Origin of the sequence: Escherichia sp. WS3063 (genome assembly GCF_046486595.1) — a bacterium.
GTDB classification, from domain to species: domain Bacteria; phylum Pseudomonadota; class Gammaproteobacteria; order Enterobacterales; family Enterobacteriaceae; genus Escherichia; species Escherichia coli.
This window is the reverse complement of record NZ_JBJQKY010000005.1, coordinates 107,420-121,261: the sequence shown is the minus strand read 5'-3', so window position 1 is coordinate 121,261 and position 13,842 is coordinate 107,420. Positions and strand designations below refer to the sequence as shown.

The 13,842-nt window shown below is 46.2% G+C and carries 12 protein-coding genes and 1 tRNA gene; 6 read left to right on the top strand and 7 right to left on the bottom strand.

Going from position 1 to position 13,842, the window contains the following annotated elements:
* The first annotated feature begins 184 nt into the window (after nucleotides 1-184).
* Nucleotides 185-973 carry a phosphate starvation-inducible protein PhoH gene (gene phoH / locus ACJHYW_RS06815; RefSeq protein WP_000533536.1) on the top strand — a complete coding sequence of 263 codons (789 nt, stop codon included), beginning with the start codon at nucleotides 185-187 and terminating at the stop codon, nucleotides 971-973.
* A gap of 49 nt (nucleotides 974-1,022) precedes the next feature.
* Here phoH and pgaD read toward each other — a convergent pair whose 3' ends face one another.
* From pgaD to pgaA, 4 genes are read right to left on the bottom strand one after another with little or no spacing between them, the layout of a single operon-like run.
* Nucleotides 1,023-1,436 carry a poly-beta-1,6-N-acetyl-D-glucosamine biosynthesis protein PgaD gene (gene pgaD / locus ACJHYW_RS06810; RefSeq protein WP_001061091.1) on the bottom strand — a complete coding sequence of 138 codons (414 nt, stop codon included), beginning with the start codon at nucleotides 1,434-1,436 and terminating at the stop codon, nucleotides 1,023-1,025.
* 1 nt (nucleotide 1,437) lies between these two features.
* A complete protein-coding gene (pgaC, locus tag ACJHYW_RS06805; RefSeq protein WP_000610453.1) occupies nucleotides 1,438-2,763 on the bottom strand; it encodes a poly-beta-1,6-N-acetyl-D-glucosamine synthase in 1,326 nt (441 codons plus the stop codon).
* On the bottom strand, nucleotides 2,756-4,774 hold the full coding sequence (gene pgaB / locus ACJHYW_RS06800; protein WP_022645504.1) for a poly-beta-1,6-N-acetyl-D-glucosamine N-deacetylase PgaB: 2,019 nt from the start codon (nucleotides 4,772-4,774) through the stop codon (nucleotides 2,756-2,758). The genes pgaC and pgaB overlap by 8 nt, the downstream gene beginning before the upstream one ends.
* 8 nt (nucleotides 4,775-4,782) lie before the next feature.
* On the bottom strand, nucleotides 4,783-7,206 hold the full coding sequence (pgaA, locus tag ACJHYW_RS06795; protein WP_022645505.1) for a poly-beta-1,6 N-acetyl-D-glucosamine export porin PgaA: 2,424 nt from the start codon (nucleotides 7,204-7,206) through the stop codon (nucleotides 4,783-4,785).
* Nucleotides 7,207-7,795: 589 nt separating this feature from the next.
* On the opposite strand from pgaA, the gene ACJHYW_RS06790 reads away from it, so the two are divergent.
* Nucleotides 7,796-9,163 carry a GGDEF domain-containing protein gene (locus tag ACJHYW_RS06790; protein ID WP_001518481.1) on the top strand — a complete coding sequence of 456 codons (1,368 nt, stop codon included), beginning with the start codon at nucleotides 7,796-7,798 and terminating at the stop codon, nucleotides 9,161-9,163.
* Between the two features lie 104 nt (nucleotides 9,164-9,267).
* Here the strand turns inward: ACJHYW_RS06790 and ACJHYW_RS06785 are convergent.
* Nucleotides 9,268-9,355, bottom strand: a tRNA-Ser gene (locus ACJHYW_RS06785).
* A 233-nt stretch (nucleotides 9,356-9,588) separates the two neighbouring features.
* On the opposite strand from ACJHYW_RS06785, the gene ghrA reads away from it, so the two are divergent.
* The 4 genes from ghrA to ACJHYW_RS06765 all read left to right on the top strand — a co-directional run bounded on the left by ghrA (nucleotide 9,589) and on the right by ACJHYW_RS06765 (nucleotide 12,490).
* Nucleotides 9,589-10,527 (top strand): glyoxylate/hydroxypyruvate reductase GhrA, encoded by a 939-nt coding sequence (gene ghrA, locus ACJHYW_RS06780; RefSeq protein ID WP_061092643.1) that lies wholly within the window; start codon nucleotides 9,589-9,591, stop codon nucleotides 10,525-10,527.
* 54 nt (nucleotides 10,528-10,581) lie between these two features.
* Nucleotides 10,582-11,319 (top strand): zinc-binding phosphatase, encoded by a 738-nt coding sequence (gene ycdX / locus ACJHYW_RS06775; RefSeq protein ID WP_061092644.1) that lies wholly within the window; start codon nucleotides 10,582-10,584, stop codon nucleotides 11,317-11,319.
* A gap of 23 nt (nucleotides 11,320-11,342) precedes the next feature.
* Nucleotides 11,343-11,897 carry a molecular chaperone YcdY gene (ycdY, locus tag ACJHYW_RS06770; RefSeq protein WP_001001920.1) on the top strand — a complete coding sequence of 185 codons (555 nt, stop codon included), beginning with the start codon at nucleotides 11,343-11,345 and terminating at the stop codon, nucleotides 11,895-11,897.
* A gap of 101 nt (nucleotides 11,898-11,998) precedes the next feature.
* On the top strand, nucleotides 11,999-12,490 hold the full coding sequence (locus ACJHYW_RS06765) for a DUF1097 domain-containing protein (protein WP_001308552.1): 492 nt from the start codon (nucleotides 11,999-12,001) through the stop codon (nucleotides 12,488-12,490).
* Between the two features lie 64 nt (nucleotides 12,491-12,554).
* Here the strand turns inward: ACJHYW_RS06765 and csgG are convergent, their stop codons facing one another.
* The gene (gene csgG / locus ACJHYW_RS06760; protein WP_001189321.1) at nucleotides 12,555-13,388 is read right to left on the bottom strand and encodes a curli production assembly/transport protein CsgG; all 834 of its coding nucleotides are present in this window, start codon (nucleotides 13,386-13,388) and stop codon (nucleotides 12,555-12,557) included.
* Between the two features lie 26 nt (nucleotides 13,389-13,414).
* Nucleotides 13,415-13,831 carry a curli production assembly/transport protein CsgF gene (csgF, locus tag ACJHYW_RS06755; RefSeq protein ID WP_001264096.1) on the bottom strand — a complete coding sequence of 139 codons (417 nt, stop codon included), beginning with the start codon at nucleotides 13,829-13,831 and terminating at the stop codon, nucleotides 13,415-13,417.
* Between the last annotated feature and the right edge of the window lie 11 nt (nucleotides 13,832-13,842).

Here is a 13,842-nt window from a genome sequence, read left to right as displayed (position 1 = left end):
ATTTTTCTCACTTCCTCTCTTTACTCGTGTTACCGACGCCGCAAACGGTGTGCGTAGCCGTTTTTCGGCATTTTATCCAAAAGCAAACTATGGCTTACAAGGAAGCCAACCCTCTGATGTTCGTGCGCATAATCGCGCTGCCAACGGCGCGTGTGATGAATACAAACAACTCAAGGTGCTCTCCATGGGAAGACAAAAAGCAGTGATCAAAGCTCGTCGCGAGGCAAAACGTGTGCTGAGACGGGATTCGCGCAGCCATAAGCAGCGTGAAGAAGAATCGGTCACCTCGCTTGTGCAGATGAGCGGCGTAGAAGCCATTGGTATGGCCCGCGACAGTCGCGATACTTCGCCCATCCTCGCGCGAAATGAAGCGCAATTGCACTATCTGAAGGCTATTGAGAGTAAGCAGCTGATATTCGCCACGGGCGAAGCTGGGTGCGGAAAAACCTGGATCAGCGCAGCAAAAGCGGCAGAGGCCCTGATACATAAGGATGTCGACAGGATTATCGTCACCCGTCCAGTTCTGCAAGCCGATGAAGATCTTGGCTTCTTACCTGGTGATATCGCAGAAAAGTTTGCTCCCTATTTTCGCCCGGTCTACGATGTGCTGGTTCGGCGCTTAGGGGCTTCCTTTATGCAGTACTGCCTGCGACCAGAAATAGGGAAGGTGGAAATTGCGCCGTTCGCCTATATGCGTGGACGTACCTTTGAAAATGCAGTCGTCATTCTTGACGAGGCGCAGAATGTGACTGCCGCGCAAATGAAAATGTTTTTAACCCGCCTCGGGGAGAACGTGACGGTTATCGTCAACGGTGATATCACGCAATGCGATTTGCCTCGCGGCGTGCGATCCGGATTAAGTGACGCGCTGGAACGTTTCGAAGAAGATGAAATGGTCGGGATCGTCCGATTCGGTAAAGAGGATTGCGTACGTTCGGCACTTTGCCAACGTACGCTACATGCATACAGTTAAGTGTATTATCGGCGCAGAGCCCGGGCGAACCGGGCTTTGTTTTGGGTGTTTATACCCGGACTAGCGTTTTTTCTGAAACCACCATTTTTATTTGTCCCTGGCTGGTGAAGTGTACGCTCATCCTGTGGCTTTTTTGTAGTTGCTGATAAAGCTCATCAGGTATTGCTAAGCTCTCTGCATATTCTCGCGGCGTATATTGGTATGCTGCATGATGCTGCTGTTTTTTAAAACGCAGCTTATTGTACAATGCCCAGACGATTAACACGACGGCATTCGCCACTGCCAGCAAAAAATAGAACTGAAGTCGGCTTCTGGCCTCGCTTTGCCAGTAATAACCCGTCAGCAGATCAATGGCGAATAAGAATATGAACAAAGCAAATAATGTCCACAAGATGGTTGTGGCAACATAATCAACCAGTAAACGTACTGGCGATTGTCGGGTCGTAATAATTAGATTGTTCATATTAACCTCTCAGAATCCCACGATCGGGACTTACCCAACGAGCGCGTTGTTTTTTAGGCATCAACATGACTCGTGTAAATGATACCAATGTCGTTGCCAGGCTTAGCATCCAGAAAATAACCGGGAACCAAATAATCCAGAAAAGCGATGAAGCCAGATTGTGCTCATAGCGATTCTCAATCACCAGACTGACAATAAATTGCAGTAAACATAACGTACACAATAATATTCCGGCAGTATGTGTCGCTGCGATATGTGTCAATTCAATATTTAACGGTACACCTGCAAGTTGGACTGCGTAAATAATGAAACCGACCAGGCAGGTAAAGGCCCATATTGTCGTCAGACAGTATTCAAAAAACAGTGGCCACATTCGAAAGTTTTCTTTGCGCCATAGCCTTGTCATATTTTTGAGGAATACTTCTGCACCGCCCTGAGCCCAGCGCAGGCGCTGTTTCCACAGCCCTTTTAACGTTTCAGGCATTAATATCCAGCACAGCGCCCGTGGCTCGTAAAAAATCGTCCACTGATTCAACTGCAGCTTCCAGCTAATATCAATATCTTCGGTGATCATATCGTCACTCCAGTAACCCACTTCTGCCAGGGCGCTGCGACGAAATGCGGCAATAACACCGGAAACTGTAAATACGTTTCCATAGATACGCTGGGTCCGCTTGATCAAACCAATAATTGAGGAATACTCGCCAACCTGAATTTTACCCACCAGGGTAGAACGTGTGCGAATACGAGGATTACCGGTTACGGCACCCACACGCGGGTTGTACAACATCGGTTCCACAATATATGCCGCCGCATCGCGGTCTAATAACGCATCGCCATCAATGCACACCAGATATTCACTTTTCGCCGCGGCAGCTCCGGTTTTAAGCGCAATGGCTTTCCCCTGGTTTTGCGCCAGATGAATGACCCGCAGGTGGGGAATTTGTGCAGCCATGCGATCCAGGATGGCACGGGTTTTGTCTGTTGAACCGTCATTTACGGCAATAACTTCAATGTTCTCATAACGCTGTGCTAAAGCGGCGTGTATGGTTTCCTCAACGTTTTTCTCCTCATTAAAACAGGGAATGATAATGGAGATAGACGGATTATCTTTCAACTGGGGGGCTGGTGCGTTTTCTCCCCACGGCCAGTGGCGTTCACGATAGACCCAGAAATAGACGCCGCCAACAATCCACATAATGGACATAAAAAACGGCCAGAAGAAAACGAACCTCATCATCAGTTCACCAGAGTGAAAGTACGCTACGCATAGGGGGATGCATAACACCAGACATAATATAAAAAACGATACGATGCGATTAATCATTTTTCGGATACCAGGCTGTTGAAAACTCAGGACGAATAACGTCTATTTCAGGTTGGTTATGCAGAAAATTGTCGGGATAATAACCATAATTTTTCACTCCATTCAGTTGTAATAGGCTCATCCAGTGAGCGAGTTGTTGTGAAGAAATAGCCTGATGCTGACCATTTTTCTGCCAGTTTTGTGCCTGTAATTCTAAAATTGATTTGTCTTTAGCCTGCGGGATGCTTTTCATCTGATTGGTCAATTGTGTTAACCATTGATCAGCCAATTTTTCTGTGACGCCTTCCATATAAGGCATAGCCATAATAGCGGTCCAGTCATAGCTTTTTAGGAAATCAGCATAATTCTGTGCAAACCAGGCTTCACTTTCAGGTTGTATTACCGGAAGTGCAAAAATATTTCGTGCAGTTTTAACATGTGGACCACGAATGGCTTTTACGCGCGCACTAAGTTCTAAAGTGAAGTCAGTTAACGCACGACTTTTAAAGCGGGTCCACTGTTTAAATTGCTCCGGGTTTTGTCGAATTTCGCTCAGACTCCCGCTAAAGCCAGCTTGCTGATAAGCCGCGATAGCCGGTGCACTGGCATCTTCATAATCTGAAAGCAAAGCATCATCGTGGAACAATATGCCATCAAAAGCAGCATGTCCGGCAAGATCATCATATAACATGCCAACTTGTGCTCTGACCCTGTCATCGAAAGGAGAGAGACGGCGGTATTGTTCAGGATGAATTTGTGCTTTTTTCTCCCCAGTTGGTAAGTATTTTACTCGCGTTAATGTGGGATCTAAATCCCAGCTTAATACCGGCATCCACGCATAGATGTTTACACCTGAGCGGGTACGCAATTGCCAGGCAACCCGACTAAAAATATCTGCTTTCATTGGTAGCAAACGATTTGGAAACCAGACCTCTTTAACCAGCCCATCACCATCGGGATCAGCAAATGCTTGTAAATACACGGTAGATATTTGCATATCTTTTACCCGCTGAATTAGCACATCAATATTGCGATCCATTTGCTGGCGGTTTTCGTCATAAATGTAATCAAGATCGATATGCATTACCCGTTGTAGTGGTTTTTCCTGTACGGTAATAATTTGCTGGGCAAACTCTTTTAATGAGGGATTATTGGCGATTAATACTCGCGGAATGGAATCTAATTGCGACGCATTTGCCAAACCTGATTCAAGGGTGAAGAACATGTCATAACCGAGTTTTTTTAATTCCGCGATTGCTATGCCATTCGCTTCGCCATAAGGCCAAACAAAAACGTGTGGATTTACCTCAGCCTTTGTACGCAGGTATTCCGTCATTTTTACAGCATCCAGACGAATTCTTTCCCGGTATTCTGCTGCGGTTTCATACCGTGCGTGGTCAGTAAAATATGCACGATTTACATATACAGGCAATAAGCTGCCGGTGGCATTAGCCTGAATACCGTAGTGAGAATTCCATGTATGAGAAGCGACCTCAACGAGCCGGGAACGCGCAACTTCTCGCACTTGTTGCCACGTGGCAAAATATTCTCGATCGACCATCTCATCGCCAAATTTTACTTGTTCATCCGCTGGCGTATCGACCCAACTGCCGACGGGGGCCCATACAGCAGGCCACTGGAAGGCCTGAAGAATTGGGAAGACGCGGGTATAAAAACTCTGGTAGCCGTCATCAAAAGTCAGCACTACTGCTTTTTCCGGTAGCGGTTTTCCTCCTCGATGTGCTTCACGAATTTGAGCAATACTGACCGGTTGATAACCGTTCTCGCGCAGCCAGGCAAATTGTTCACGCAGTGCTGATGTTCGCACTGACATAAAACGCTGGTCGGCAGCTTCGTCTTCAACGTTATGCCATGAAATCGCCACAAAACCATTATGCGGCCACGGTTGCTCGGCGAGTAAAGATTCGCGATCCTGTGGCGGTATAAATGATGTTCTTGACTGGCTAATGCACGCAGTGAGCATAATTATACTCACCAGCATCAGGATATATTTATTTCCATTACGTAACATATTTATCCTTAAAATCTGAATGTCATATCGAATTCAACGTATAAGTTGTGTTCTCTGTCACCGTCATAAGGTCGTTTTTCCCAGCGTAGCGTTGCGCCAGCATCAATCACGTCATTCCAGCTAATACGTTGCCCGTAGCCGAGTTGGGTGACGACATCCGTGCCATAATGTTTTTGCCAGGAGGCACCAACACCTGCGCTGAAGATTTGCTCCCAGCTATTTTCATAGCTACGCCATAACAAATGACTTGCCTCAAATGCCGGAACAATATCGAACGTTTTTATAGGGTTGTAGTATGGAGTGTCGTGTTCTGTATTTTGTTCGTAATACAGATTGGGTAGGAAATCGACAATCAAATATGGTGAAGACCAGATGCGTTCCTGACCCTCAAGTGAGACTTCCTGACGCTGGTTACTGTCGGAAAAATCAGTGAAAGCCCAGGAGACACCGTACTTACGCCGCTCATTTTGATACCAGCGAACATAAGCCTGAGCACTGTTGCCTGTAACACCATTTTTCATTGCCCGTAATGGAACGCGGTGAGAGAGGCGTTCCAGTTGCGAACCAATACGCCAGTTATCATTAAAATCATACCAGCCAGATAGGCGCGCGCCGGGTTTATGCTCATGATTGAAAACGCGTTCAGCGTACTCCGCCTCGAGCCAGATATTACGTGACCGCCACTCAACACCCGCCAGCCAGTCGCGAACAATCCCTTTTCCTTCGCTAAATTGTCCATCGGCATAACCGAATCCAGCAAAACCGCGCCAGTTATCCTTCAGCGGTGGTGAATAAACGATGGTGGTTAAGTCGACATCATGTTTACCACTATCCGGGCCTTCGGCATCAATTCCTGTTGAACCAGCTATACGAAGCTCTGCAAGATTATGTACATCAACCGCACGTTTTAAACGTACAACGCCGGGATCTTGCGGTTCACGTTCGACAACATCGTGCGTTAAGACAGCTGCCTGCTGCCATTCTTGTAACGTTAATGCTGTCCATGCTTGTTCAACCTCCAGATTAATATTACGTGGCTCGATCACTTCTGCTTTTTTTAATTCATTTTCTGCTGCACGAGGCCAACCGCGGGCTTGTAACACACTCGCGTAATCAATGCGCAGTCCCTGATTTCCTGGTGCGTTATAAGCAAGCTCTCTGGCTATCATTTCAGCCTGAGGAAGATCATTACTATATTTTGCTACGGTTGAGAGAAACGAATGCCCCTGTAACCAGGTATCATTCGGGATGCTCGTAGGCGTGCCCATTAACCGAAGGAAAGGCGGCGAAGTATTAATGGTATGTTGGGTGACAGTTAGCGCGCCGGGATAATTTTCACTCTCCAGGTGGCTGTAAAAGAGATCCGCAAGTTCTTCATCGGATAAATCCGGGGCAATGGTCTCCTTGTGATAAAAGAGCTCTGTCATTATTGACTGTGCTTTTTTTGGCTGATGTTCTTTGAGATAAGCCGACGCAACCCAATATTGCGCCCAGGGTGGAATAATTTGCCCCGTCTTTTTTAAACGCTGATAGTGAGAAATAACGTCTTTATAACGATCGCGAGTTAATAACGCGCCAAGATGATCAACCTGAATACGCTGGTACTGGGCAGTGCGGTCAGGGTTATCATACCAAAGAATTTCTAATGCAGCGTATTGGGCGAGGGCGCGATCGGCAATGGCATAACGTTCACTTTCACTGCGCGTAGGCATAAACGACAGTCTGACCAGTTCGGCATGAATATCAGCGCGAATATCTGGCGTTAAATTGGCATCGTCAATCGCGGCAGTAAGTTGATTATTCCGTAATGCCTGCACGTATTCTGTGGGATATTGTTGCGTTAAGGCATTTTCAGGTAATGATCCTGTCATCGCCCGTAATTCATCCTCATGCCGCCCCGCCAGTTTATAGATATAGGCTTCTGCGAGTAAATTAGCTTTGTCCGGTGCTCCAGAGTTAAGCTGCTTAAGTTTAACCAGCGCAGAATCATAGTGACCCGCATCTGCCAGGGTTAAAATTTGTCCCCGTTGATAATCCTTATTTTGCGACTCCAGAGAGAGTGCCTTTTGCCACAGTGTAAGCGAGTTTTGCCATTGTTGCAGGTTACGATAAGCGACGGCGACAGCTGCATAACCACGCGCTGGTAATTGCTGATGACGGTAGCGGTTGTAAACGGTAATAACCTGTTTATCTTGCCCGGCCCATAAGGCAATCTGTAACCAGTCAGCAATTTGGTTATTACTGAGAGCTGATTTTTGTGCAAACCATAACAAAGCTGGCTGAGTATTTCCCTTGCGAGCTTCGATAATCAATGCATCATAGGCATTATTAACAGCACTCTTCGCCGCGGGACTCGCTGCTAAAAATGCGGCAGTAAGAATTTTCAAAGCCCATTTGGTTTTCGGGCACCTTTTTCTGCTACTTGAATACATCCTGTATTACTCCATGTATTGCCAAAATCTCTCTCTGTATCTAATTACAGGTAACTGAAACGAAAGATATTTTTTTTGCACATCATAATCCGTTATTAAACGCGGAAGAGAGACGTGAATTGTTGATGATGAGAAGAAGAAATGATGAGTAGAGTATCCATATAAAATCCTTTTCTCGCCCGAAAATCCATTCCAATGATGAGGATCTTCAGGAATACGGCATAAATCCCAATGCCTTTTTCAAAATAAATTAGGATTAAAATAATTAAATCAGTAAATTCCGATGCATGATATCGGATTTTTCGAAAGTCCTGATGAAATGCAGCGTTACTGTATTCACGGATTCAATTGTTATTCCTAATATATCTATGAATTAATGTTTTATAAGGATTTCCTTATAACCATTTATATGTATTTGCAAGCCTGTCTTGTCGCGAAGAATGTATAAAGCACTAAGGTAATAATAATTGCGGTCTGCAACTATCATCATTGGTATTGTTTGTGGTGGATTTTTATATTGACAACAGTACAGTTCTTATATCTATTAATGACAGAAAGGGATCTACAACCTACAGATTGGTGTAGCTTTATGGAAAAAGACTATTTGGGAATTAGTAGTACTGTATTAGTGAGTTTATTGTTTGGGCTTGCGTTGGTTTTGGTGAATAGTTGGTTCAATCAGCCAACCGTTGAGGAAGTTGTTCCACGATCAACCTATCTGATGGTTATGATTGCTTTATTTTTTATCGATACTGTTGCATTTATTTTTATGCAGTTGTATTTCATTTATGACCGTAGGCAATTTTCAAACTGTATACTTAGTTTGGCTTTTCTAAGTTGTTTGATTTACTTTATTAAAACCGTCATTATCATTCAGCAAATTATTGAGGGGCGTTTGACAAGCAGTGTTGTTCAAAATGACATTGCAATTTATTATTTGTTTCGTCAGATGAGTTTGTGCGTATTAATATTTCTGGCATTGGTAAATAAAGTTAGTGAAAACACAAAACAGCGCAATTTGTTTTCCAAAAAAGTGACTTTGTGCATAACTTTGTTTTTTGTTCTTGGGGGGCCGATAGTTGCTCACATATTTTCTAGCCATTATGAGAGCTACGATTTACACATTGCCGAGTTAACCAATGAAAATGGTCAGGTGGTTTGGAAAGCCTCATATGTTACCATAATGATTTTCATGTGGTTAACCTTGCTTTCGGTTAATCTATACTTTAATGGTTTACGCTGTGATATCTGGAACGGGGTGTCGGTGATTGCTTTTTGTGCCGTGCTGTACAATATCTCTCTGTTATTTATGAGCAGGTATAGCGTGTCCATTTGGTATATTAGTCGCACTATTGAAGTAGTCAGTAAGTTAACCGTTTTGGTAATTTTTATGTGCCATATATTCAGTGCGCTACGAGTAACAAAGGACATTGCACATCGCGATCCCTTAACCAATATATTTAACAGAAATTATTTTTTTAATGAACTGACGGTTCAATCAGCATCGGCCAAAAAAACACCTTATTGCGTCATGATTATGGATATTGACCACTTCAAAAAAGTCAACGACACCTGGGGACATCCGGTTGGCGATCAAGTGATAAAGACAGTGGTGAATATCATTGGGAAAAGCATACGACCAGATGACCTTTTAGCGCGCGTTGGCGGCGAAGAGTTTGGCGTCTTGCTGACGGAGATCGATACTGAATGTGCGAAAGCTTTAGCGGAAAGGATTCGGGAAAATGTTGAACGTTTAACTGGCGATAATCCTGAATACGCCATACCACAAAAAGTGACGATTAGTATTGGCGCTGTTGTAACGCAGAAAAATGAGTTAAACCCTAAGGAGATCTATCAACTGGCTGATAACGCACTTTACGAGGCGAAAGAGACCGGGCGTAATAAGGTGGTAGTAAAAGAGGCAGAAATTCTTATCAACCGCAAGGATGATGAATGAGTCTGTCGCCAGTTGTCGACCTCCGCTTGGGGCTTCTCATCCCCCCGGTGTGTGCAATATACGAAAAAAAAGCCCGTACTTTCGTACGAGCTCTTCTTTAAAGATGGCGGTGAGGGGGGGATTCGAACCCCCGATACGTTGCCGTATACACACTTTCCAGGCGTGCTCCTTCAGCCACTCGGACACCTCACCAAATTGTTGTTCCTGTCTTGCTGGAACGGGCGCTAATTTAGGGAAATCATGACCTGAGGTCAACAAACTTTTTTAAAAAATCGCGCGTTTATTCAAACTTCAATCAATATGCAGTTTTAATAAGCGAAATCTGCTTTTTTTGCCACCGACCACGGATTTGTTATGCTGGTGGCTTTTGTAGATCATAACGATAAGTGCGAATAAATTTCGCGCAACGCTTTTCGGGAGTCAGTATGGATATCATCTTTTATCACCCAACGTTCGATACCCAATGGTGGATTGAGGCACTGCGCAAAGCTATTCCTCAGGCAAGAGTCAGAGCATGGAAAAGCGGAGATAATGACTCTGCTGATTATGCTTTAGTCTGGCATCCTCCAGTTGAAATGCTGGCAGGGCGCGATCTTAAAGCGGTGTTCGCACTCGGGGCCGGTGTTGATTCTATTTTGAGCAAGCTACAGGCACACCCTGAAATGCTGAAGCCTTCTGTTCCACTTTTTCGCCTGGAAGATACCGGTATGGGCGAGCAAATGCAGGAATATGCTGTCAGTCAGGTGCTGCATTGGTTTCGACGTTTTGACGATTATCGCATCCAGCAAAATAGTTCGCATTGGCAACCGCTTCCTGAATATCATCGGGAAGATTTTACCATCGGCATTTTGGGCGCAGGCGTACTGGGCAGTAAAGTTGCTCAGAGTCTGCAAACCTGGCGCTTTCCGCTGCGTTGCTGGAGTCGAACCCGTAAATCGTGGCCTGGCGTGCAAAGCTTTGCCGGACGGGAAGAACTGTCTGCATTTCTGAGCCAATGCCGGGTATTGATTAATCTGTTACCGAATACCCCTGAAACCGTCGGCATTATTAATCAACAATTACTCGAAAAATTACCGGATGGCGCGTATCTCCTCAGCCTGGCGCGTGGTGTTCATGTCGTGGAAGATGACCTGCTCGCGGCGCTGGATAGCGGCAAAGTTAAAGGCGCAATGCTGGATGTTTTTAATCGTGAACCCTTACCGCCGGAAAGTCCGCTCTGGCAACATCCACGCGTGACGATAACACCACATGTCGCCGCGATTACCCGTCCCGCTGAAGCTGTGGATTACATTTCGCGCACCATTGCCCAGCTCGAAAAAGGGGAGAGGGTCTGCGGGCAAGTCGACCGCGCACGCGGCTACTAATAAAGCATCAGGTTTCCTGCTATCCTTGGCGGGAATTGAATACAGGAGAGAGTTATGTATCCCGTCGACCTTCATATGCATACCGTTGCCAGCACGCATGCATATAGCACATTGAGTGATTACATTGCCCAGGCCAAACAAAAGGGCATTAAACTTTTTGCGATCACCGATCATGGCCCGGATATGGAAGATGCGCCGCATCACTGGCACTTCATTAACATGCGTATCTGGCCGCGAGTGGTTGATGGGGTAGGGATCCTGCGCGGCATCGAAGCTAACATTAAAAATGTTGATGGTGAAATTGATTGCAGCGGCAAAATGTTTGATTCGCTGGATCTGATTATTGCCGGTTTTCATGAGCCGGTTTTTGCGCCACATGACAAAGCGACCAATACACAAGCGATGATCGCCACTATCGCCAGCGGCAATGTGCATATAATAAGCCATCCCGGAAACCCGAAATATGAAATAGATGTTAAAGCCGTTGCTGAAGCAGCCGCGAAACATCAGGTGGCGCTGGAAATCAATAATTCCTCTTTTTTACACTCACGTAAGGGAAGTGAAGACAATTGTCGTGCGGTAGCCGCAGCGGTACGTGACGCTGGAGGTTGGGTGGCATTAGGCTCGGATTCTCACACCGCGTTTACCATGGGTGAATTTGAAGAGTGTCTTAAAATCCTCGACGCGGTAGATTTTCCGCAAGAGCGCATTTTGAATGTTTCTCCGCGCCGCTTACTGAACTTCCTTGAATCTCGCGGTATGGCACCGATTGCGGAATTTGCAGACCTTTAATTACTAGTAATGGAAATATATTAATGAACGAGTTTTCTATCCTCTGTCGTGTGCTGGGTTCGCTCTATTACCGCCAACCACAAGATCCTTTACTGGTGCCGCTGTTTACCCTGATTCGTGAGGGGAAACTGGCTGCGAACTGGCCACTGGAGCAGGATGAGTTGCTGACACGTTTGCAGAAAAGCTGTGATATGACGCAAGTCTCTGCCGATTACAATGCGTTGTTTATCGGCGATGAATGTGCTGTGCCGCCATATCGTAGCGCATGGGTTGAGGGCGCGACGGAAGCGGAAGTGCGCGCTTTTCTTTCCGAACGGGGGATGCCATTAGCGGATACGCCAGCCGATCACATCGGCACATTGCTGCTCGCGGCTTCCTGGCTGGAAGATCAGTCAACGGAAGATGAGAGCGAAGCACTGGAAACACTGTTCAGTGAGTATCTGTTACCCTGGTGTGGTGCGTTCCTTGGTAAAGTGGAGGCCCATGCAACTACGCCTTTTTGGCGCACCATGGCACCGCTAACCCGCGATGCTATTAGTGCAATGTGGGACGAGCTGGAAGAAGATTTTGAAGAGTAAATGTGATCTGCATCACTCATAACTGCAACAGATAATTTGTTGTTGCATAAAATGTGTGCTCGATCTCATTCATGGCCGCGTTTTCTGATATCATGCGCGGCATGAACATACTTCTCTCTATTGCAATCACAACAGGCATTCTCTCCGGTATCTGGGGATGGGTGGCTGTTTCCCTGGGCTTACTAAGCTGGGCGGGCTTCCTGGGCTGTACGGCCTACTTTGCCTGCCCGCAAGGTGGGCTGAAAGGGCTGGCGATCTCCGCTGCAACCCTGCTTAGTGGCGTGGTGTGGGCGATGGTCATTATTTACGGTAGTGCACTGGCACCACATCTGGAAATTCTCGGTTATGTCATAACCGGTATTGTCGCGTTTCTGATGTGTATTCAGGCGAAACAGCTGCTGCTTTCATTTGTTCCGGGAACGTTTATAGGCGCATGCGCGACGTTTGCCGGGCAGGGTGACTGGAAACTGGTGTTACCTTCGCTGGCACTCGGGTTGATATTTGGTTACGCAATGAAAAACAGCGGCCTGTGGCTGGCGGCGCGTAGTACGAAGACCGCTCACCGTGAGCAGCAAATCAAAAATAAAGCGTGAGGGGCACTCACGCTTTCGCTTAAACAGTAAAATGCCGGATTATTAATTCCGGCATTTTTATCTATCAGGATTCCGGTGGAACCGACATATGGCGGTATTTCACCAGAATGTCGTTCTGCCGTTCTGCTTTGTTCTGCAAATCCCACAGACCACGGTCAATACCATCATTAATCAGGAAAATGACCCCTGTTTCGATAGCCGACATCAGGCACAGCATAACGGGTTCGTTCGAGGTGTAACCCACTTCCCCTTCCAGCAAGCGCTGGTAGTCAATAAAGCGGAAAACCCCGGCCTGAACTTCATAGGAAAGTATCGTCTTACTGGTGTTCACCGAGGAGAGGATCTCACCGGTACTCACATTGACGACACGCAGGTTCACGGCAATCTGATCAAGCTGGTATTGCGTGTCGGCACCGATCCCAAAATATCTTGCCCCAACACCGCCCGATTTAACGTTGCTTTCATAACCGATAATCGAACCTTCAACCATGATATTTGCCGCCGTTAAAGACTGCAGCGGGATTCGGTTATTAATGGCAACCGTACCGTTTTCTTGTGCCGCACGAATAATCTTGCGCTCGTTAAGCAGGTTTTGTAAGCCCTGGCGCTCCAGCGGTATAAACCAGCGAGAATCTTTCAATGCCGTGACCAGCATTGCCGTGGCGCTTTGCGGAACAGCAGTGGAGAAGTTACTTGCCGGGTAAGGTTTAAATTGCCCGGTTTCGTCCTGAATGTTGTATACCGAAACAAAGATCTTACCCGTCGGCGCTGGCAGATGGGTCAAATCTTTGTAGCTCTGAGCACGAGGCATTAATGTCGGTCTGGCGGCCTCTTTAGGCGGGGCGGTTAAGCATCCGCTCAGTAACATGACGGCAACCAAAAGAAATAAGCGCTGCATGATTATTTTCCTTATGAAGCTGGGGCTTAAAAATCGGTTGAGTTATTTTGTAAACCCGAAACCTGGATGGTCGAGGTTTGTCCGGTTTTACGATCTGTCACGTTCAACTGCAATTGACCATCGCGGTTAGCAATATCAACAATATAATCGTTGGTCACCATGCGGCCCGGTTTACCGGTATTAATATTCGACAGTAGCCCACCTAAAATTTGTGACTGGATGGCCTGAGTAAAGTTATCTAACGCTGAGGGTGTTTCAATACCATAGTCATCGTTATAGCTCGGATCTTTATACGAGTTTTGTGCCTGGGCGCTATTTAATAAAAAAGCGCCATTATTTGGGTTACCACCAAAGTTTGGATTACGGAACTGAAAAGTCATGGTTCCAGCCCAACTTAATGGCGAAATAAGCATGAGTAGAACTACTGCATGTTTGACACGCATTGCAGCCTCCG